This is a genomic window from Mycobacterium sp. IDUB_21, assembly GCF_055419425.1.
Genome location: NZ_JBVAXQ010000012.1, coordinates 148888 through 167987 on the forward strand (window position 1 = coordinate 148888; position 19100 = coordinate 167987).

22 protein-coding genes are annotated in these 19100 nt (G+C 63.5%); 9 read left to right on the plus strand and 13 right to left on the minus strand.

Features of this window, described 5'->3' with window-relative positions; genetic code table 11:
* Positions 1-5: 5 nt before the first annotated feature.
* A complete protein-coding gene (locus ACZYY4_RS17915; RefSeq protein ID WP_463811332.1) occupies positions 6-329 on the minus strand; it encodes a putative quinol monooxygenase in 324 nt (107 codons plus the stop codon).
* Positions 326-847: an OsmC family protein gene (locus ACZYY4_RS17920; protein WP_463811333.1), complete on the minus strand. Its 522-nt coding sequence runs from the start codon at positions 845-847 to the stop codon at positions 326-328. The genes ACZYY4_RS17915 and ACZYY4_RS17920 overlap by 4 nt, the downstream gene beginning before the upstream one ends.
* An 80-nt stretch (positions 848-927) precedes the next feature.
* Here ACZYY4_RS17920 and ACZYY4_RS17925 point away from each other — a divergent pair, with 80 nt between their 5' ends.
* Positions 928-1278, plus strand: a complete 351-nt coding sequence (locus ACZYY4_RS17925; RefSeq protein ID WP_463811334.1) for a Fe-S protein — start codon at positions 928-930, stop codon at positions 1276-1278.
* A 48-nt stretch (positions 1279-1326) separates the two neighbouring features.
* Here ACZYY4_RS17925 and ACZYY4_RS17930 read toward each other — a convergent pair whose 3' ends face one another.
* The 3 genes from ACZYY4_RS17930 to ACZYY4_RS17940 all read right to left on the minus strand — a co-directional run bounded on the left by ACZYY4_RS17930 (position 1327) and on the right by ACZYY4_RS17940 (position 3120).
* Entirely contained in the window at positions 1327-1890 is a 564-nt protein-coding gene (locus tag ACZYY4_RS17930; protein WP_463811335.1) for a VOC family protein, read from the minus strand.
* A 64-nt stretch (positions 1891-1954) separates the two neighbouring features.
* Positions 1955-2353 carry a VOC family protein gene (locus ACZYY4_RS17935; RefSeq protein WP_463811336.1) on the minus strand — a complete coding sequence of 133 codons (399 nt, stop codon included), beginning with the start codon at positions 2351-2353 and terminating at the stop codon, positions 1955-1957.
* A 134-nt stretch (positions 2354-2487) separates the two neighbouring features.
* Positions 2488-3120, minus strand: coding sequence for an NAD(P)-dependent oxidoreductase (locus ACZYY4_RS17940; protein ID WP_463811337.1), 633 nt, complete (start codon positions 3118-3120; stop codon positions 2488-2490).
* A gap of 449 nt (positions 3121-3569) precedes the next feature.
* Between ACZYY4_RS17940 and arr the strand changes: the two genes are divergently transcribed.
* Entirely contained in the window at positions 3570-3980 is a 411-nt protein-coding gene (gene arr, locus ACZYY4_RS17945; RefSeq protein ID WP_463811338.1) for an NAD(+)--rifampin ADP-ribosyltransferase, read from the plus strand.
* A gap of 553 nt (positions 3981-4533) precedes the next feature.
* Here arr and ACZYY4_RS17950 read toward each other — a convergent pair.
* From ACZYY4_RS17950 to ACZYY4_RS17975, 6 genes are all read right to left on the minus strand, one after another.
* Positions 4534-5034, minus strand: coding sequence for a hypothetical protein (locus ACZYY4_RS17950; RefSeq protein WP_463811339.1), 501 nt, complete (start codon positions 5032-5034; stop codon positions 4534-4536).
* Positions 5035-5167: 133 nt separating this feature from the next.
* Positions 5168-5743 (minus strand): recombinase family protein, encoded by a 576-nt coding sequence (locus ACZYY4_RS17955; protein ID WP_463811340.1) that lies wholly within the window; start codon positions 5741-5743, stop codon positions 5168-5170.
* A gap of 128 nt (positions 5744-5871) precedes the next feature.
* On the minus strand, positions 5872-6870 hold the full coding sequence (locus ACZYY4_RS17960) for a DUF6602 domain-containing protein (protein WP_463811341.1): 999 nt from the start codon (positions 6868-6870) through the stop codon (positions 5872-5874).
* 305 nt (positions 6871-7175) lie between these two features.
* A complete protein-coding gene (locus ACZYY4_RS17965) occupies positions 7176-8663 on the minus strand; it encodes a hypothetical protein (protein WP_463811342.1) in 1488 nt (495 codons plus the stop codon).
* Positions 8664-8942: 279 nt separating this feature from the next.
* Positions 8943-10382: a DUF3631 domain-containing protein gene (locus ACZYY4_RS17970; RefSeq protein WP_463811343.1), complete on the minus strand. Its 1440-nt coding sequence runs from the start codon at positions 10380-10382 to the stop codon at positions 8943-8945.
* Positions 10382-10567, minus strand: coding sequence for a helix-turn-helix transcriptional regulator (locus tag ACZYY4_RS17975; protein ID WP_463811344.1), 186 nt, complete (start codon positions 10565-10567; stop codon positions 10382-10384). The genes ACZYY4_RS17970 and ACZYY4_RS17975 overlap by 1 nt, the downstream gene beginning before the upstream one ends.
* A 138-nt stretch (positions 10568-10705) precedes the next feature.
* Here ACZYY4_RS17975 and ACZYY4_RS17980 point away from each other — a divergent pair, with 138 nt between their 5' ends.
* Both ACZYY4_RS17980 and ACZYY4_RS17985 read left to right on the plus strand, forming a co-directional pair.
* A complete protein-coding gene (locus ACZYY4_RS17980) occupies positions 10706-11230 on the plus strand; it encodes a helix-turn-helix domain-containing protein (protein ID WP_463811345.1) in 525 nt (174 codons plus the stop codon).
* Positions 11227-12393 (plus strand): tyrosine-type recombinase/integrase, encoded by a 1167-nt coding sequence (locus ACZYY4_RS17985; protein ID WP_463811346.1) that lies wholly within the window; start codon positions 11227-11229, stop codon positions 12391-12393. The genes ACZYY4_RS17980 and ACZYY4_RS17985 overlap by 4 nt, the downstream gene beginning before the upstream one ends.
* A gap of 20 nt (positions 12394-12413) precedes the next feature.
* Here ACZYY4_RS17985 and ychF read toward each other — a convergent pair whose 3' ends face one another.
* Positions 12414-13487: a redox-regulated ATPase YchF gene (ychF, locus tag ACZYY4_RS17990; RefSeq protein ID WP_463811347.1), complete on the minus strand. Its 1074-nt coding sequence runs from the start codon at positions 13485-13487 to the stop codon at positions 12414-12416.
* 64 nt (positions 13488-13551) lie between these two features.
* Between ychF and ACZYY4_RS17995 the strand changes: the two genes are divergently transcribed.
* Positions 13552-14652 carry a DUF6542 domain-containing protein gene (locus ACZYY4_RS17995; RefSeq protein WP_463811348.1) on the plus strand — a complete coding sequence of 367 codons (1101 nt, stop codon included), beginning with the start codon at positions 13552-13554 and terminating at the stop codon, positions 14650-14652.
* A 44-nt stretch (positions 14653-14696) separates the two neighbouring features.
* On the opposite strand, the gene ACZYY4_RS18000 is transcribed toward ACZYY4_RS17995, so the two are convergent.
* Positions 14697-15722: a 4-hydroxy-3-methylbut-2-enyl diphosphate reductase gene (locus tag ACZYY4_RS18000; RefSeq protein ID WP_463811349.1), complete on the minus strand. Its 1026-nt coding sequence runs from the start codon at positions 15720-15722 to the stop codon at positions 14697-14699.
* Positions 15723-15818: 96 nt separating this feature from the next.
* Between ACZYY4_RS18000 and ACZYY4_RS18005 the strand changes: the two genes are divergently transcribed.
* From ACZYY4_RS18005 to ACZYY4_RS18020, 4 genes are read left to right on the plus strand one after another with little or no spacing between them, the layout of a single operon-like run.
* Positions 15819-16442, plus strand: a complete 624-nt coding sequence (locus tag ACZYY4_RS18005; RefSeq protein WP_463811350.1) for a lipid droplet-associated protein — start codon at positions 15819-15821, stop codon at positions 16440-16442.
* The gene (xseA, locus tag ACZYY4_RS18010) at positions 16439-17683 is read left to right on the plus strand and encodes an exodeoxyribonuclease VII large subunit (protein WP_463811351.1); all 1245 of its coding nucleotides are present in this window, start codon (positions 16439-16441) and stop codon (positions 17681-17683) included. Before ACZYY4_RS18005 ends, xseA begins: the two co-directional genes overlap by 4 nt.
* The gene (locus ACZYY4_RS18015) at positions 17673-17915 is read left to right on the plus strand and encodes an exodeoxyribonuclease VII small subunit (RefSeq protein WP_463811352.1); all 243 of its coding nucleotides are present in this window, start codon (positions 17673-17675) and stop codon (positions 17913-17915) included. Before xseA ends, ACZYY4_RS18015 begins: the two co-directional genes overlap by 11 nt.
* 54 nt (positions 17916-17969) lie before the next feature.
* Positions 17970-19079 (plus strand): 3-beta-hydroxysteroid dehydrogenase, encoded by a 1110-nt coding sequence (locus ACZYY4_RS18020; protein WP_463811353.1) that lies wholly within the window; start codon positions 17970-17972, stop codon positions 19077-19079.
* Positions 19080-19100: the final 21 nt, after the last annotated feature.

Genomic DNA, 19100 nt, shown 5'->3' on the forward strand with positions numbered 1-19100 from the left:
GCGCCCTAGTCGATCGTGAGTTCACCCATGGCCGACCAGTCCGCCGCATCGAGCTGCTGGCTGATGATCTTCGGTGTCGACACCAACGCCTGTGGCATGTCGGTCATGGCTTGTTTGAAGTGGTCGCTGTTGACATGCGCACTGCCGGCGTCACCATCGCGGAACGCTTCGACCAGGACGTATTCGTGTGGATTGTCCAGGCTGCGTGACCAGTCGAACCACAGGTTGCCCGGCTCGGCCCGGGTGGCCTCGGTGAACTCCGCGACCAGCTGCGGCCAGCGCTGGGCCCACTCCGGTTTGGTCTCGAACTTGACCACGATGAAGATCACCGCTGTTCCCCCACTTCGAGACTGCTGCGCACCGGTGTGACGTTGGTGGTCAAATCCAATACCGGGCAGTGTGATTCGACGACCCGGTGCAGTTCGGCGTAGCGCTCTTCGGTTTCCGGGCCGGTCACCGTGACGACCACCCGCACCTCGCTGAAGCCCGGGCGGACCGTGTCATCCAGGCCGAAGAAGCCGCGCACGTCCAGATCCCCCTCGGCGCGCCCGGTGATCTCGTCGACCGTTATGCCCAGCTTCTCGGCCCAGTACCGCCAGGTGACGATCTGGCAGGACAGCAGCGATCCCAGGTAGTACTCGACCGGGTTGGGGGCGGTGTTCTCACCGCCGAGCGTCGGCGGCTCGTCGACTTCGACGCTGTAGCGGCCCATGGTGATCGTGCTGGCCACTGCGTCGTGCGCGACGGCGGAGGCCCGGAACACGACCTGGTGGCCGGCCGGGTCGGCAGCATCCGGGTCGCTGGTGGCGGCGACGACGGCGGCCAGGCGGGTGGTCGATGAGGTCATGCCGGTCAAGGGTAGTGGTCCAGGTCAGGCTTGCCAGGCGGGAATAGCATTTGCCACCCCCTCGGGCTAGCCTGAGCGACGTGGAGGTACTACGGCACGTAATAGTTCTGCTGCACATCGTCGGGTTCGCGGTGATATTCGGGGCCTTGGCCGCGGAGGCCGCGGCGCGGCGTTTCCAGCTCACCCCGTTGATGGACTACGGCGTGGTGCTGTCGTTGCTGACCGGGCTTGCGCTGGCGGCGCCCTGGCCGGCCGACGTGGTGCTCAACTACCCCAAGATCACCGTCAAGCTGGTGCTACTGATCGCCCTGGGGGCTGTGCTCGGGATCGGCCGGGCCCGGCAGCGCCGGTCGGGTGAAGCTCCGCGCGCGCTGTTCTACGCGGCGATTGCATTGGTCCTGACGGCCGCAGGGATCGCCGTCATCTGGTAATCCGCTGCCATTCGTTCACGGCGGCTGCAATACCGCGTGTGTTGATGGCTAGCTTCGCTGAGTTCGGCGCGGCAGGGTTCGGCTCGCCTGCAGAATGACGCCGGGCACCGTGTTCGCCAGATCCGAACGTGTTGTCGTGAAGCCACGAAGCGCCCGGTAGAACGACCAGACTTGGCCGGGGGTAGGGATTTTCGGCGTCCACGCCAGCTCCCAATGGATACCGTTGATCGGGTCGTCGAAGAACACGGCGTAGTAGCCGGGCCAATACTGCGGGTAGTCCTTTGGTTCATCGGTGACGGGGATGTCCCGCGGGATCAAGAAGTCACGGTGAAAGCGGTCGACCTCTTTCCTGCTCCGCGCCCACAGCGCAACGTGGTTGATCCCGACCGCCTGGTCACGGTGCGCCAGCTTCTCCCCCGTCCGGGCCGGTTGGATGCCGAGGTAACTATGCGGGTTGGCATGGTTCGTCATGTAGTACGTCGACTGGTATTCCATGTCCAGCGACGAGAAGCTGCTGTACCCGAGCCAGCCGAACAACGCGTCGTAGAACGCGATGGAGTCGTCGTAGTCCAATACCGCGAACTCGACGTGACTCACACCGCGCCACCGCATATGACCCCCTAGAGATCAATCTACGACACAACGTAGTACAGATGGTGGGCGGCGTGAAGCCCGGTCACACACCGAACTTCGCACGGGCCTGATCGGTGACGGGGGTGAACAGGTTGACGAGGTTTCCATCCGGATCCCGGAACAGCAGCGCGCGGTTACCCCACGGCATGGTCGTCGGCTCCGTCACGATCTCGCTCAGGTGCTCACCGAGCCGCCCATACTCGGCGTCCACGTCGGCGACCATGAACTCGAGAATCGCACTGCGGTTGGCTGCCGGCTCGGCGGATCCGTCTCCGAACAGCGGGACCGTCTTGACACTACCGATGGCCAGCGTGCCGACCGAGGTGGGAATCTCGGCGAAAAGCTCGTTCCCCCAGACCGCGGAGACGCCGGTGACCATCTCGTAGAAGCCGACCAGTCGCTGGACGTCGGCGGTGATGATGCGAGTCGAAATGAACTTCATATGGCCCTCCCGGGCGGCGTAGGTGCAGCTTGCCTGAGGCACGCTAGCCCCACCGTCCGACAACAACGCCCGCCGGATGACCACTCAGCTGCGGTACACGTCCCGTCGGTGACGGATGCACCTCCTTGTCTGAGCTATTTGGTGTCGGTGACCACGACGGTCTGACCGATGAAGCTGCCTTCCACGGCGGAGCGGAGGAGGAAGTCGGCGACGTTTGTGCGAGAAGTCGAGGGGAAGATCGGCATTTTCGTGACGTCCTCGAGCACGACCGCGTTGTAGCGGGTCCTGTTCCGGTCGTTCAACGCTCCGGGGTATTCGAGGGTCCATTTCAGATCGCTGGCCCGCAAGAGCACTTCCGACGCGGCCTTGTCTGCGTAGGCCTTCCGGAGCACGGTGCGAAATAGGGGCCCCACGAGGAATGAGGCCTTGGCGAGGGAGTCGCCGACTCCGAACGCAGACAGCATGACAAAACGGTCCACGCCCGATGTCCTCGCGGATGTGATGACGGCACGGACGGTGTCGGCGATCAGCGTCGGGGTCTCGCGGGCGCTCTTCACCCCGAGCGTGCTGATGACCGCATCGTGGCCGCGGGCTGCCGTCGCGATTACGGCGGCGTCGGTGACGTCGCCGCTGACGACGTGAGCACGCGGGTCAACAGTGGCGTCGGCCCGCCGAACGAGCGCGGTGACCTGGTGGCCCTGATCGAGCGCCTTTTCGACGAAGAGGACGCCGGTGCGACCGGTTGCTCCAAGGACAAGAAACTTCATGATGTTTGACTTTCTCTTGAGGGATGAATGGGCGCGGGGCCGGGCTCCCGGCACCCCATCCACCGCCTGGCGATCATCAGGAACATTGACCATGTTAGTCAGTAATATTGACTATTGTCAAGGCGGAGTCGAGGCCTGGTGACGTCCGCCGGCCCGGCGGCCCGCCGATCCGGCGGCTCGGAAGAACGGGAGTCGAGGACGAACGGCTCTGCGCGGCCAGGGTTACCGTCGGGATGCCAGTTTTGGGCTGGCTGCGGTGCGCCAGCGACTTCACCGTTGTTGCTATCGGCGATGCCGCATGACTACAGTAGTCAATGTCTCTGACCAGCACGAGTGGTCCGAGGGTCTGATTGACGGGGTGCCGACGGCCGGTCTGTGCAGAGCCTCTCGACTTGGATATCACGGACGCATTCCCCGGAGGGCTGTCACAGGCCGATAGCCTTTAGATAATGAACGCGGTACTTGACGAAGGTCCGTTTTTCCACGGAACCAAGGCCGAACTACGGGTCGGAGACCTGCTCACCGCGGGCTTCCGTTCCAATTACCGGCCGGAACTCATCATGAACCACATCTACTTCACCGCCCTGCGCGACGGTGCCGGACTGTCGGCCGAGCTCGCGCCCGGCGACGGCACGCCGCGGGTGTATCTCGTCGAACCAACGGGTGAGTTCGAGAACGATCCGAACGTGACCGATAAGAAGTTCCCCGGCAATCCGACCCGCTCCTACCGCAGCAGCGAACCACTGCGGGTCGTCGAAGAGATCCACGATTGGCCGCGGCTGACACCCGAGGCACTGCAGGAGTGGCGTGACCGCTTGGCGGCGATGCGCGCAGCGGGGATCGACGTCATCATCAACTGAACGACGCTCCCGAAGACGCCGCTACCGTCAACCACCCGCTGGAGCACGGCTGCACCGCCAGCTGCCACCGCCCGGTACGGGACGATGACGCGCTCGATGGACAGTCGCACGATGTCGATCAGCCCAGCCACCTGGCGGCGCCTGGCACGAAGCTTCACCACGTAGTGGCCTCCGATGCAGGCCGCAGCCACCACCACAAGAATCCAGAGCAGCGCCGCCACCAGATAGATCACCTCAACCACCGACATGAGGACGAGCCTCCCCTACCGCCGTCGCGGTGAGGTCACCTCCGAGACACACGTCGGAGACTTCTCATTGGTGGTCTATCCACTCCTCAACGAAGCGATCGCGGTGATCTCAAGCGGTCACACGTTAAACCGGAACTCCTTGCTGGGAGTTTATCGCCGCTGACAGCGTTGGATGCGTTAAGTATATGCAGGTCAAGAGGTTGACTACGGTTGACGAGCCGGGACCCTTGCCAGAGCTACTGCGGACGGTCTGCGGACGCGGCGCCGAGGCTCAACTGGTGTGCGTCTCACTTGCCGACGGACGGTCATGTGGCGCCCTCATCTTCGCTTGAGGGCTCAATGACCACGCGGCGCATCCACTCAAGTACCGTGCCAACGCGGTGATACTTGCGCTGCGGGGCAAGCATCTCGTGGAACTGATAACCCGCCCCCGCGATTCGCCAAGCGGCATAGTCCAGATGCATCCCACGACCCCTGATTGACGCATCGATAGTGTTCTTGCCGTAGGTAAGTGTGAGTGTCGTACTTGCAATGCCCCACTCGGCATCAACTTTGGTTTCCTCGCTCATCGCCCAGCCGGTCGCAGCGGCTACAGCCCGAAACCGTTCGATGACTGGAATCTGAGGCCCTTCTTGTGGAGCGCCGTAGGACGCTACATCGTGCACCGTTTCAGCTAGCTCGGCGAAGCCCAGAAGCTCCAACCGTTGCGACGCCGCCCCCAACAGTTGATCGAAGCCGCTAACGGGGGGCATAGCCCTGATTGCTTCCCGGAGATCCGCCTGTGGATCCGGTTTCTGACTAACCATGAAGCCATTCCACCAGCAAAGTGCTCAGATTTTCTGGAGAGAGAGAAGCCGCTGGCAGTGCGAGGCGTGTGCTGGCCTGGGGGGAGGGGGTACCCCCAGGGGTCTACCGCCTGCGCCCTCGCGGGGTTGCCGGTCAGTCGGCCAGTACCCGGTACACCGTGGCGCGACTGACGCCGAGGGCCTTGGCGATCACCGGAGCCGGTTCCCCACTGGCGCGCATACGACGGGCCAGCTCGGCCTTATCGGTGTCGAGCGCCTTCGGTCGGCCGATGTGTTGGCCACGTGCCTTACGTGCCTCACGGGCGGCAGAGCGACGCTCACGGCCCAGTTCTAGCTCAAGTTCGGCCAGGCTGGCGAGGACACCGGCGACCATCCTCCCGGCGGCGGTGCTGGTGTCGATGCCCTCGCGTAGCGACCGCAGCACGATGTTGCGCTGACCAAGGTCGCGGATGGTTGACATGACTTCGGCGGCGTTCCGGCCCAGGCGGTCGATGCCAACGACCACGATGGTGTCTCCCCCGCGGGCGTAGTCCAGTAGGCCGGCGAGTCCGGTTCGCTGCTCGCGGGTGCTGGTGCCGGTCAGCTTGTCGCTGTACAACCGGTTGGGGTCGACCCCGGCGGCGGTGAGCGCATCCTGTTGAGCGTCGAGGCTCTGGTGGCCGGTGGACACGCGCATGTAGCCGAGGACGGTTCCCGTGGTGGTGGGCATGCGTCCATTCTGTCTCATAAGTCGCAGAACAGCAAGCTTTGCGACAATTGTTTTGAGGCAACTTGTGAGACGATTTGACGTGAGACTTAGAGAACCGCTTCAGCATCCGGCGCTGGTGTCTCAGTTCTTTAGTTCTGAGACTCCCCCAATAGACCTGGCGGGGGCAACTCGCCTAGAGGGGCGACCCGCGGGATCAATGCCGCGCCGCCGAGGAACGGCTTGTAGTTCTGCCCGATTCCGTACGTGTGAGGTAGGTCGGTGGGGTCCTCCAGGACCGAGTTCGTCGCGTGACCGTAGAGCTTGGCCACCAGGGCTCCAAGAGGCGATTCTCCAGACTGACCGCTTGATTCGATAAGCATGAGGGGTTCGACAAGGTCGTCGGGACCCATAAACTTCGCCATTTGGGCCTGGGTTGATCCTTGCGGAACCCACCCCCAGAAGTAGCACCCTTCGCCGAGTACGCACAGGCAATGAACCATCTGGTTCCGATGCGGGTGAAGTCGTCGGTTAATCTCAATGAATCGGGCGACTAGAGCGTCCAGACTGTCATCCGCTAGGCGTATCGCAACAACGGCGGTGAAGAGCGGATTGGCGATCTGTACGTTTCCGGGCAATCCGTCAATCCGCCTGTTCTCCGTCACCTGGCTCTCCGGGACCGACGGTCGGTGAAGCCTGCTGCAAGTAATCAGTTTGGCCATCGCCGCGTCAAGGGCTTTGACGCTCAATGACTGCTTGACCTCAAGAATCGCGTACGCACCCTCCACCGGCATGACCCGTTCACGGTCGGTCGCGGTAGGCGGCGGCTTGATAACAGGGAACCAGATGTCGTTGAAGATCACCACATCGCAATCGCCCGCAGTATTGCCCTGCCTGTCTGACAGGGTTCCGCAAGTCACCTGGTATCGATGAGGAAGAATCTTGGCAAGCTCATCCCGAAATACCGCCTCGATTGGAAGTCCCGCTGAGAAATTATGTTGACTCATCTCGATTTCAGCAAGGGAGCGGACACCGAGCATCAGTTCCACCCATTTGCATCGCTCGTAGAAGGCGCGCTGCATACGTTCAGTCGATGGCTTCGGATGCGCACCATCCAGGAGAACATCGATCTCGTCGGGCGGGTTAGCCATGTCTCACCAATCCTCACAGTAAAGTGATTAGTTCTCGATTGTTGTCGCAAGTGCGAGTTTATGCCATGTTTGGCACAGCCCAAATACTCACGCTGGCCCGCCCTGTGACGCGAGAACATCAAACATCCCGTGCGTCCAGTCCGCACCAGTCTGTACCGTACCCGCCAGCGACGCCGGACTAACATTGTTGCGAGGAATCGTTCCGCACAGCTGCTTACGGCAACGCCGGCAGACCATCATGAATTTGCGAGCGATAGCTAACGGCTTGCCCGTGCCGCAGAGCCTAAGGCGGATTGCAAATCAGGCTAATTGATAAGTGCTTTGAATCGGGTCGCCAGCAAGCCGTTGAGCCCACTGGCCGTGCCCGTGCTCTTCACCTCTTCGGCTAGGGCGGAAAGGTCGGCATCGTCCAAGGCCGTCACATATCCGCGGTCATCACGCGCGGTATCGCGCAGAGATTCCAGCACCTTTTCCTTGTCAGAATATGCACGATAGACAAGCAAGCCGTACTTGCCTCGCGAGGGCGAGAACCGTCCGGCGATCTGATCAAATTCCTCATTGGCCAGAGGCCGCGTGTAATTTTTACATTCAACAAAGATTTGACCACTAGGATAATGATTAGCGAGCCACTTAAAGAACCCATCGGCTGCCATGTTGCTATAGGCAATGTCTATCCGCTTTCGACCACCATGAATATTGTGCTGACGTACGGGGTTTACCAAGCTTGGATAGAAAAGGGCGGTTAGAAACGCCTCGACTACGTTCTCATAGCGCCAGGCCGAATCGCGTCCCGCTTCAACGTCTAACACTTCTTGGAGTAGCGCGTCAAAATCCGGTCCGGATGTTTGAGCGTTCCTCGCGATGTCTTCATGACTCAACGCCCCTGGGGGACTGGCCGCCTTGTTGCGCTTGAATCTTTCGAGGATTTCGGAACTCTGATCTGTGGCGTCGAGATTGATGCGTTTCTCTACGCCAAGCTTATCGGGATTGTGTCTTGCCTTTTGCTTGGCATCGACGTCCTTCTTGTATACCCTCGGTTCTCCAGACCGCAAGAAGTGCACTAGCGATGATTGATTTGCGATTTCCTGTGCCTGAAAGAAGGGCAGTACATAGTGTGTGTAATATTCACCCGGGTCGTGGTACAACGTCCGTCTGACGATGCTTTTGGGAACTAGTAGCAGTGGCCCATTGGGAGCTAAGGGAAGATCGAAATGGCGGGGTTGATCCCACCGTCGTAAATGGCTATTCCAGCAGCTACGAACGGCAATATTTTTGGTGAGGGGTATTCCGTAATATTTGGCCGTGGCCTGAGTGTATTCGATGAGTTGTTTGCGAATTATATTTGTGACCACATCGGACACGCGGTCCTCGCGCACACCTTCAATAAATAGCGCGGTGTCTTCGAGATCGGTTATTAGTCCTGATTTCACAGCTTTGCTGGTTGAAAGTTCTTCGTAGAATGCTGCCGCCAATCCAGCGCCCACCCCGCTTCCTTTGCCCCGGCTTGAATAGCCCAATCTAGTAGAATTGTCCTCGCCTAGAAATGTCAGCGACGATAACGCTTGGGCCTCATCGCCAACGCGTATCAGATCGATGATGGTTTGAAAGAAGGCTTGAACCGCGCTGGCGCACTCGTTTGCCCATTCAGAGTTGAGCGTTGCCAGGATGGTTGGATCGATAAACAGTGGAATATCTCTGGCAACGTAGACGTCTACGAAGTCAAGTGCGCCTTGCGTCTTAGTTAATCCAAAATAACCGGAAACGCGCTGCGAACTCTTCTCGGACTTAGCCACCTGCGTAGAATAAGCGAATCAACCCTGACGCGGGGCGGATCGCCTCTTCGTGTCGTGGAAGGTTCCTGTTAGCCCGCGCAGTGCAATTTCACCCTGGCACCAGGGCAACGCCTCGTCTGCCCCAGCGCGATCCAGGATCACAAGCTGGCTGCTACTTGCGCGATGCATATCCCACCGCCGTCGACACAAGCCGGGAAAGCAAATTCGGGTTCCGAGATAAGCTGCGCCTCTGCGGCACCAAAGCTAACCGATACCGCCCCGGACAACCGGACATCACAGCTAGTACGTCACAGCGCTGGGCTCGCGATTCCGTCGAGGCGAGCGCCCGCTCCTCGTCCGCAACCGTTGATGTTCCTGGCGGCCGGAAGTTTCGACTGTTCCCGTCGGCCGGCACTTCGGCATGACTCCAGGGCTCGGTCGACTGGCTTGCCCCTCCACGAGGCGTCCGACGGTGTCCGGGGTGTCCGGCGCCTGCCTTCCATTGGCGTCGTCAGCCAATTCCCCACCGTCGCCAACGCACATTTGGGACAGGTCACTCCGTGCTCTGGACGAACTCAACTCTCCGCTGGTGTCCACCCGCCGGTCCAGGTCAAGGTTACCTCGGACGGGTTGGACGTCTTCGGACGCCAGTTCGGGCGGGAGGTAGCGGACGAATGCGTCGGTAAAGTCATCAAGGTAGTAACCACGTCCCGCCTTGTCTTCGGTGTGACGGGTCTTTATCGAGTATTCGCGCAGACGTACACCGAGCCGGGATGGGTTGAGTTCAATCTGCCCCCACGGCGATTCAGAGATCGCACGCAGCTTGCTGCACAGGTCATCGGACTTCATGAACCTGCTATCGAACACCGCCCGAATGTCCGCGAGAAGTTGCAGTTCCGGAGACCGCGCTGTGTCATCCTCAGCCGCAGAGTTCACCAGTGCCACAGCGGCGTCCCGAGCGAGTTGGGGCCACGCACCACCGGCGAGGTCCGCAACGGCTACCAGCGGTTCCCATACGTCCGCGGCCCGGTCATCAATAGGTAACTCGGGGTACGTCTCGCCAGCCCGATCCCTCACGGTGTCGGCCCACCCGGCTAGGCGGTCGCGGAGATCATGCAACATAGGACCATCGCGGCGCAGGCGGTAGGGATAGACCGTCTCCTCGGCAGTGCGGCGCTTCATCACGACAACCACAGCACGATCCTCAATGGTCTCCGGCATCCGGCCAATTCCCGCCAAGGCGGCCATCGCGAACGTGGAGAACTCTTGCGTCGCCAAATCCGATCCCACGACGCGACCGAACGGCAACCCCCGCTGAAAGCCGGCATTGAGCAGCCCGCGCAACTCCTCGTTCTTGTCCGCGACACTCTTAGAACCGAAGATGGTGTCGGCCTCGTCGAACAACAGAGTCGGCGGCGGATTCCTGTCGAGGGAGCGGAACACGAACGCGACCGTGGCGTTGACCGCACGCAGCGGCGAATAGGCCAAGGCGTCAACTATCTCCAACAATCGCGACTTACCCGACCTCTTCTCCGCCGATCGAATGACTAACCGCGGCGCATAGTCGAACTTCGTCAGCAGATGCGACAAGGCGGACCACAACACCACCGCGACGAGTTCATGCTCACCGGGCAACACACAGAAGCGGCGGACAACGTCGCGAACATCGGCAAGCAGATCAGAACCGGTCGAGTCTCCACCGTCTCCATCGATCTCCGAGGAAGCCGTCTCGTTGTACATCAGGCGACGCCTTCGCCTCGACGAGTGTTGCGCTCCTGCGCATCAACCCAGGCGATCACATCGGCGCGCCGATACCGCACCCGGCCAGCCAACCGGAAGGACATCGGCCCGCTGCCGGTGGAGCGGTAGTACCGCAGCGTCCCTACCGGGATTCCCAGTTCATTCGATACATCGCTGGTGGTCATGAGACCCACTTCAGCCGTGGTAGCCATAGCCCCTCAATCTTCTAACGCTTGGCTTTCCAAGCGTGTCGCGTCTCGACACCAGGGATACTAAACGTACACGGCTTGAATATTCAAGCTATGAAGGCTTATGGTGTGTCGATGACCGCTCCTGAACCCTGGGCCCTCGCCGCAGTTGAAGGCCAACAGCTAGCCCGTGACCTGCGAGAACAACTCCCGACGGAAGCCGCTGAAATCGCTATCAACGAGCTCGCGCTGGCCCGTCAGCGCCACGAATCCTGGGAACACCGCTTCGGCGAGGTCGTGCGCGGCTGGCGACAGGACCGAAATTGGTCACAGGAAGATGTGGCTGAACGGCTCCGCCGCCAGGGATTCGAGATGCACCAAACAACCGTTGCGAAGATCGAGCGCGGAGCGCGGCCTCTGCGCGTCGCGGAGGCGACCGCCCTAGCCGAAGTATTCGAGATGCCGATCATGACGGTTTTCGGGCTCTCTTCACCGATGGCCCCCACGACCAATCTCGACTCGCGGCAACGGGAACTTGAAGAGGTACGTAAGCGCGTCGACCACAGCCGAGAAAACCTCTACAGCGTCGCCCAACAGCACGCCTACCTACTCGCGGAGGTCGAAAAACTCATCCTTCAGATGGGCGGAGGTGCCGAATGACCCAGAAGCGAAACCGCCGTCATAGTGTCGAGGACCGCTGGCAAAAGGCGGATGGCGCCCCCAGTGCGGTAGCGGGCTCCGGCCTGCGTTGGCGTGCAAGGTACGTCGATTCCGAGAGTCGCGAGCACGCCAAAGGGTTCCGCACGAAATCAGAAGCAACCCAGTGGCTCAACGGAATAGTCGCCGCGCAGGAGACAGGCAACTACATCGATCCCCGTCTAGGGAGGGTCACTTTCAGCAGCTACTACCAGGAATGGTCGAAGTTGCAGACGTGGGAGACCAGCACGTTGAAAGCCATGAACCTGGCCGTGAACTCGGCCACCTTCGGCAATGTGCCGTTCGCGGATTTGAAGCCGTCCCACATCGAGGCATGGGTCAAGTGGATGCGCGACAAGCCCCTAGAACCGTCCACCATCAAGACACGCTTCAACAACGTCCGCGCGGTTATCCGGGCGGCAATCGGCGACCGATTCCTCGCCCACGACATCTCCACCAAGGTCACCCTGCCGCGACGCCCGAAAGCCTCAGAGGCGATGGCGATACCGACACCCTCCGAGGTCGGCAAGCTCCTCAGCGAGGCGGACGACCACTTCTCCGCCTTCGTCGCTCTGTGTGCGTTCGCAGGCACCCGCTTAGGCGAAGCTGCCGCACTCCGAGTCGGAGACATCAAGTTCCTGTCCAAGGAGATTCGCATCGAGCGCCAAGTCCAGCGAGCCAATGGGGGTGCCGTGGAGATCAGGCCACCCAAATACGAATCGGTGCGAACTGTCTACGTGCCGGACGAGCTACTGCACATGCTGAGCGAACACATTCGATTGCAACTGCCCGACAGCAACCCAGACCGGTGGATGTTCCCCGGCCAAGGTGGTCACCCACTCCACCAGAACTCGGTCGGTTACCTATGGCGTAAGGCTAGGAAGGCAGTGGGCGTCGACTGTGTACTCCACGATCTCCGACACTTCTACGCCTCTGGTCTCATCAATGAGCACTGCGATGTGGTGACGGTCCAGCGGGCGCTTGGGCACTCATCGCCGAGCGTCACCCTGAACACCTACGCGCATTTGTGGCCTAACGCCAACGAACGGACTCGGGCAGCTGCCGCAAGCCTGTTCCGGGCGGCGGTAGGCCCTACTGCGGACGAACTGCGGACGGACAGCTGCTAAATACGTGCTGACCTACACCTCTACACGTTGAACCGGAACTCCACCACGTCCCCGTCGGCCATCACGTACTCCTTGCCCTCCATGCGCACCTTGCCGGCGGCTTTGGCGGCAGCCATCGACCCGGCCTCGACCAGATCGTCGAAGGAGACCACTTCGGCCTTGATGAAACCCTTCTCGAAGTCGGTGTGAATCACCCCGGCCGCCTTGGGCGCGGTGTCGCCTTGGTGAATCGTCCACGCCCGGGCCTCTTTTGGCCCCGCGGTCAGGTAGGTCTGCAACTTCAGGGTGTGAAAGCCGGCCCGCGCCAACGCATCCAGGCCGCGCTCGGTCTGCCCGATCGACTCCAGCAGTTCCATCGCCGACTCGTCATCCAACTCGGCCAGCTCGGCTTCGATCTTGGCGTCGAGGAACACCGCGTCGGCCGGGGCGACCAGCTCGCGCAGCGACGCCAGCCGCGCCGGATCGGTGAGCACCGACTCGTCGGCGTTGAAGACATACAGGAACGGCTTGGTGGTCAGCAGGTTCAGCTCGCGCAGCGGGCCGGCGTCCACGCGAGCAGCGAATAGGGTCTTGCCGCTGTCGAGGATCGCCTCTGCGGCCACCGCGGCCTCGTGCATCGGCTTGCGGTCCTTGTTGTTGCGGGCTTCCTTCTCCAGGCGTGGCACCGCGCGTTCCAGGGTCTGCATGTCAGCCAGGATCAGCTCGGTCGCGATCACCTCGATGTCGGCTTCGGGGTCCACCTTGCCGTCGACGTGCACCACGTCGTCGTCGGAGAACACCCGCACCACCTGGCAGATGGCGTCGCACTCGCGGATGTTGGCCAGGAACTTGTTACCCAGCCCGGCCCCCTCCGAGGCACCCTTGACGATGCCGGCGATGTCGACGAACGTCACCGGTGCCGGCAGGATCCGCTCGGAGCCGAAGATCTCCGCCAGCTTGGCCAGCCGGGGATCGGGCAGCGGCACCACGCCCTCGTTCGGCTCGATCGTGGCGAACGGGTAGTTGGCGGCCAACACGTCATTGCGGGTCAGCGCGTTGAACAGGGTCGACTTACCGACGTTGGGCAACCCCACGATTCCCAGGCTCAGGCTCACAGGGAGCCAAGTGTAGAGCGTGCCGGGATACGTGCCCGCCGTTGCCAGCCGGTACCGTCAGTGTGTGGCAGCACAGCGGGAGAAGTCGGCGGTGGCGCCTGATCACCGGTCGATCCTGCCCAGCGCCGCCGGTTTGCCGTGGTGGAGCGCCGCGGCGGTGGCGGTGATCACGGCCGCGATCGGGATCGCGTTCGACGCCGGATCCGGCGACAAGGAACTGTCCACCGTGTTCTCCGCACTGTATGTGATGGGCTGCGTCGCGGCGGTGCTCATGGTGCAGCAATCGGGGCTGTTCACGGCGGTCATCCAGCCTCCGCTGATCCTGTTCTGCGCCGTTCCGGCCGCGTACTGGTTCTTCCACGGCGCCGGGTTCCCCGGGCTGAAGGCCATCGTCATCAACTGCGGATATCCGCTGATCGAGCGATTTCCGCTGATGCTGTTCACGGCGGCTGCGGTGCTGTTGATCGGGATGGTCCGCTGGTATCTCGGGATGCTGAGCGGCGCGGCGACGCCTGCGGCCGACGACACCGGCACAAGCCAGCGGCCCACGCTCCTCGGCAAGCTCGGCGCCATGCTCACCGCGGTTCTCAACCGCAACCCCGCCCACGCCATCGAGCCGTCGGCGTCCCGGACCTCGCGCGAACGGCGCCCCGGCGGCCGACCCCGGCGGGCCACCCCGGAAGCGCGGCGCGCCGCCCGGCAGGCCACCTCGAACCGGTCCGCCACCCGGTCCGGGGAGCGTCGCCGCGGGGCGAACGGATCTGCGCCGTCGCGCTCCCGCCACGTCCGCCCACCGATGGACGACGTGCCGGTGACCGAGCGTCCGCGGCGGCGGCCGGCACCCGACCTGCGCGATGAGCCGTTGCCACGTCGGCGACGCCCGGCACCCGAGCGGTACGACGAGCCGCCGCGGAGACGCGCTGAACCCAGAGCCGACCGGGATCCCCGGGGGCGCGGATATCGGCCCGGCGAGGCGCCCGAATCGCTACCCCGCCGGCGCCCGGCGCCGGGAGCAGGCCGCAGCGGCGGCAGCGGCACCACCCATCATCCGGTCTCCCAGGTGCGCTATCGCAAGACCAGCGGCGATGAGCCCGGCGCGGAGACCAGCGCTCGATCCCGTAGCTCACGCAACGAGGAACCCGACTCCTGGGAGTACGACATCTGATGAAGCCCGGCTGGCGGTCGACCTAGCCCGATGGGGCCGACCCGCTAGCGGCGGTCCGGCCGAATCTCCCGAGGCAGCGCGAACACCAGCGTCTCGTTGGCGGTCGCCACCGGGTACACCGTGCCGTAGCCGTGCTCGGCCAACCGCTCCAGCACGCCGCGGACCAGGATCTCCGGGACTGACGCGCCCGAGGTGACCCCGATGGTCTGCACTTCGCCGTTTGCGGGTTCAAGCCACGACGGGTCGATGTCGGCGGCGTAGTCGACCAGATGGGCGGCGTCGGCGCCCGCGCCCAGCGCCACCTCGACCAGCCGGTTGGAGTTCGACGAGTTGCGCGATCCGACGACGATCACCAACTCGCATTCCGGGGCCATCGCCTTAACAGCGGTCTGCCGGTTCTGGGTGGCGTAACAGATGTCGTCGCTGGGCGGATCCTGCAGGTTCGGGAACCGCTCGCGCAGCTTGACCACGGTCTGCATCGTCTCGTCGACGCTCAGCGTGGTCTGGGACAGCCACACCACCTTGTTCTCGTCGCGCAGGCGCACCGAGTCCACCGCGTCCAGGCCGTCGACCAGCTGGACGTCCTCAGGCGCCTCACCGATGATCCCGACGACCTCTTCGTGGCCGGCGTGGCCGATCAGCAGGATGTCGTAGCCGTCCCGGGCGAACCGTTTGGCCTCGTTGTGCACCTTGTTGACCAGCGGGCAGGTCGCGTCGATCACGCGCAGACCGCGGTCGGCCGCCAAGTCGTGCACGCTGGGTGCGACGCCGTGCGCGGAGAACACCACCATCGCGCCTTCGGGCACCTCGTCGGCCTCGTGGACGAAGACCACGCCCTTGTTCGTCAGCGTGTCCACCACATGCTTGTTGTGCACGATCTCGTGCCGCACATACACCGGCGCACCGTGCTTCTCCAGCGCCCGCTCCACCGTCTCAACAGCCCGGTCGACGCCGGCGCAGTAGCCGCGGGGCTCGGCCAACAGCACCCGCTTGCCGGCGGGGCCGCCAGCGATCGGGGCCCCTGAACTGCCTTGATTATCAGCGGTCTCCATATCGAGGGTTGGCGGCATGGCAACCAGCGTACGGTCTGGCGCCGCGGGACCGCCAGCTCGCGCCCGACCCCTCAGTACTTGGAGATGACCGGCAGGTAAGGCAGGCTGGTGGCCATGGCTACTGCACCATTCGGAGTCCGGCTCCTGGTCGGCGCGGCAACCGTTGCCGTCGAGGAGACCCTGAAGCTGCCGCAAACCATCCTGACCTACCCGATGACACTGGCCAGCCAGGCCGCGCACGCCGTCATGCGCTGGCAGCAGGGCATCGCTGAGCTGGTCAACAAGGGTGACTCCACGCTCGAGTCGATCTTCCCGCCCAAGGACGAACAGCCCGAGTGGGCAACCTTCGACGAAGACTCCGGGGACACCGTCAACGGCGCCGACTTCAGCGACGCCGCGGCCTTCGACGGTTTCGATGAGGCCGATTCCGGCCCACGCACCGACGGGCGCTTCGCCCTGTATTCGTTCAGCGAGGGCGACGACGACCGGCCCGCAACGCCCGCTGAGACCGACGTCACATCGGGCAGACGCAAGGCCACCGACCCGCAGGTGCCCACACCCGATCTGGTAGACGAACTCGACTACGGCACCCTGACGCTGGCCCAGCTGCGGGCCCGGCTGGCCTCGCTGAGCGTGGACGAGCTGGAGACCCTCCTCGCCTACGAGGAGGCCACCAAGGCGCGAGCGCCTTTCCAGACGCTGCTGGCCAACAGGATCACCCGCGCAACCACGAAGTGACTGCCGCCGCGCCGGGCAGTTCCGCCGACAACCCGTTCCCGGTCCGCGCGGTCGCGATCCGGGTCAAGGGCTGGATCGACCGGCTGGGATCGGTGTGGGTGGAGGGTCAGCTGACCCAGATCAACCTGCGTCCCGGGGTCCGGACGGTGTTCATGGTGTTGCGTGATCCCGCTGCCGATATGTCACTGACGGTGACATGCAGCCCGGAACTGTTGGCCGGCGCCCCGGTCAAGCTGACCGAGGGTACCCAGGTGGTGGTCTGCGGGAAACCCAACTTTTACACCGCCCGCGGAACTTTCTCCTTGCGGCTCAGCGAGATTCGCGCTGTCGGGATCGGTGAACTGCTGGCCCGCATCGAGCGGTTGCGCCGCCTGCTGGACGCCGAGGGGTTGTTCGATCCGCGACTCAAGCGGCCCCTCCCGTTCCTGCCGGGCACGATCGGCCTGATCACCGGTAGGGCCAGTGCCGCCGAGCGGGATGTGATGACGGTGGCCGGCGCGCGGTGGCCGGCGGTGCGCTTCGAGGTACGTAACACCGCCGTGCAGGGGCCGAACGCGGTTGCCCAGATCGTCGAGGCACTGCGCGACCTGGACGCCGACCCGCACGTAGAGGTCATCGTGCTGGCCCGGGGCGGCGGCAGCGTGGAAGACCTGCTGCCGTTCTCCGACGAGACGCTGTGCCGGGTGATCTCGGACTGCCGCACCCCGGTGGTGAGCGCGATCGGTCACGAACCCGACAACCCGTTGTGCGACCTGGTCGCCGACCTGCGGGCCGCCACCCCCACCGATGCGGCGAAGAAGATCGTCCCGGACGCGTCCGCCGAACAGGCGCTGGTCGCCGACCTGCGCCGGCGCAGCGCCCAGGCCGTGCGCAACTGGGTGGTGCGCGAGGACCGCGTACTGGCCCAGTTGCGCAGCCGCCCGGCGCTGGCCGACCCGTTACGCGCGCTGATCGAGCGCGCCGAGGAGGTGGGGCGCGCTCTGGCTGCGGTACGCCGCGACGTCACCCGGCTTATCACCGTGCAGACCGAGCGGGTCGGGCACCTGTCGGCGCGGCTGGCCACCCTGGGCCCGGCCGCCACACTGGCCCGCGGCTACGCCGTCGTCCAGACTGTCAACACCGACGGGCCGACGCAGGTGCTGCGGTCGGTGGAGAACGCCCCGGCCGGCACCCATTTGCGGATCCGGGTCGCCGACGGGGCGATTGCCGCTACCAGTGAAGGGCGCCACGATGGCAACTGACGAACCCGCGGCCATGAGGCCCGTTAGTGATCTCGGGTACGAGCATTGTCGCGATGAGCTGATCGAGGTCGTCCAGCGACTGGAGCAGGGCGGCCTGGATCTCGACGCTTCCCTGAGCCTCTGGGAAAGGGGTGAACAGCTGGCTAAGCGGTGTGAAGAGCACTTGGCCGGCGCCCGCCGGCGCGTGCAGGAAGCCCTGGCCGCCGAACCTGACGACGGCGGCCGGGCGTGACTTCCGCCGCTGGAGGCCCACAAGAACTGGAACACGTTCAGTTATGCTCGGCCGATGGGTGATCCATCACTGACAACTGAGCTCGGCCGGGTACTGGTTACCGGGGGCTCCGGCTTCGTCGGAACCAATTTCGTCAAGACGCTGCTCGAGCGTGGCTACCAGGTGCGGTCCTTCGACCGGGCTCCGTCACCATTGCCCGAACACCCCAACCTGCAGAAGCTGCAAGGCGACATCTGCGACCCGGAGACGGTGGCCGCGGCGGTCGCGGACATCGACAGCGTCTTCCACACCGCCGCGATCATCGATCTGCAGGGCGGCGCGAAAGTCACCGACGAGATCCGGCGGCGCAGCTTCGCGGTCAACGTCGACGGCACCAAGAATCTGGTTCTGGCCGGGCAAAAGGCCGGGGTGAAGCGGTTCGTCTACACCGCATCCAACAGCGTGGTGATGGGCGGTAAGGCCATCTCGGGTGGTGACGAAAACATGCCGTACACCACCAAGTTCAACGATCTCTACACCGAGACGAAGGTGGTCGCCGAGAAGTTCGTGCTGGGCGAGAACGGTGTCGGCGAAATGCTGACCTGTTCGATTCGCCCGTCGGGAATCTGGGGCGACGGGGACCAGACCATGTTCCGCAAGCTGTTTGAGAGCGTGGTCGCCGGTCACGTCAAAGTCCTGATCGGCAGCAAACGGGCCAAGCTCGACAACTCATACGTGCACAACCTGATTCATGGTTTCATCCTGGCCGCCCAACACTTGGTGCCGGGCGGAACGGCGCCGGGGCAGGCTTACTTCGTCAATGACGGAGATCCGATCAACATGTTCGAGTTCGCCCGGCCGGTCATGAAGGCGTGCGGCGAGCACTGGCCCCGGTTCCGGGTCTCCGGCCGGCTGGTGCGCGATGTGATGGTGGCGTGGCAGTGGCTGCACTTCCGGTTCGGGCTGCCGCAACCTCTGCTGGAACCCGGTGCGGTGGAACGGCTCTACCTGAACAACTACTTCTCCATCGCCAAGGCTCAGCGCGACCTGGGCTACCAACCGCTGTTCACCACCGAGCAGGCGACAGCCGCTTGCCTGCCGTACTACGTCGAGTTGTTCCAACAGGTCAAGGCCGAAGCGCATCCGCACCTGGCGACGTTGGTCGCCGAGCCGCACCCGGAGTAATCAGGGGCCATCGCGATTCGT

Coding starts and splice junctions, on each gene's coding strand:
- ACZYY4_RS17920 (WP_463811333.1), bottom strand. CDS start 847: ATGACCTCATCGACCACCCGCCTGGCCGCCGTCGTCGCCGCCACCAGC.
- ACZYY4_RS18000 (WP_463811349.1), bottom strand. CDS start 15,722: ATGCCGCCAACCCTCGATATGGAGACCGCTGATAATCAAGGCAGTTCA.
- ACZYY4_RS18020 (WP_463811353.1), top strand. CDS start 17,970: ATGGGTGATCCATCACTGACAACTGAGCTCGGCCGGGTACTGGTTACC.
- ACZYY4_RS17935 (WP_463811336.1), bottom strand. CDS start 2,353: ATGAAGTTCATTTCGACTCGCATCATCACCGCCGACGTCCAGCGACTG.
- ACZYY4_RS17975 (WP_463811344.1), bottom strand. CDS start 10,567: ATGACCACCAGCGATGTATCGAATGAACTGGGAATCCCGGTAGGGACG.
- ACZYY4_RS17940 (WP_463811337.1), bottom strand. CDS start 3,120: ATGAAGTTTCTTGTCCTTGGAGCAACCGGTCGCACCGGCGTCCTCTTC.
- ACZYY4_RS18015 (WP_463811352.1), top strand. CDS start 17,673: ATGGCAACTGACGAACCCGCGGCCATGAGGCCCGTTAGTGATCTCGGG.
- ACZYY4_RS17955 (WP_463811340.1), bottom strand. CDS start 5,743: ATGCCCACCACCACGGGAACCGTCCTCGGCTACATGCGCGTGTCCACC.
- ACZYY4_RS17970 (WP_463811343.1), bottom strand. CDS start 10,382: ATGTACAACGAGACGGCTTCCTCGGAGATCGATGGAGACGGTGGAGAC.
- arr (WP_463811338.1), top strand. CDS start 3,570: ATGAACGCGGTACTTGACGAAGGTCCGTTTTTCCACGGAACCAAGGCC.
- ACZYY4_RS17930 (WP_463811335.1), bottom strand. CDS start 1,890: ATGCGGTGGCGCGGTGTGAGTCACGTCGAGTTCGCGGTATTGGACTAC.
- ACZYY4_RS17960 (WP_463811341.1), bottom strand. CDS start 6,870: ATGGCTAACCCGCCCGACGAGATCGATGTTCTCCTGGATGGTGCGCAT.
- ACZYY4_RS18005 (WP_463811350.1), top strand. CDS start 15,819: ATGGCTACTGCACCATTCGGAGTCCGGCTCCTGGTCGGCGCGGCAACC.
- ACZYY4_RS17985 (WP_463811346.1), top strand. CDS start 11,227: ATGACCCAGAAGCGAAACCGCCGTCATAGTGTCGAGGACCGCTGGCAA.
- ACZYY4_RS17950 (WP_463811339.1), bottom strand. CDS start 5,034: ATGGTTAGTCAGAAACCGGATCCACAGGCGGATCTCCGGGAAGCAATC.
- ACZYY4_RS17980 (WP_463811345.1), top strand. CDS start 10,706: ATGACCGCTCCTGAACCCTGGGCCCTCGCCGCAGTTGAAGGCCAACAG.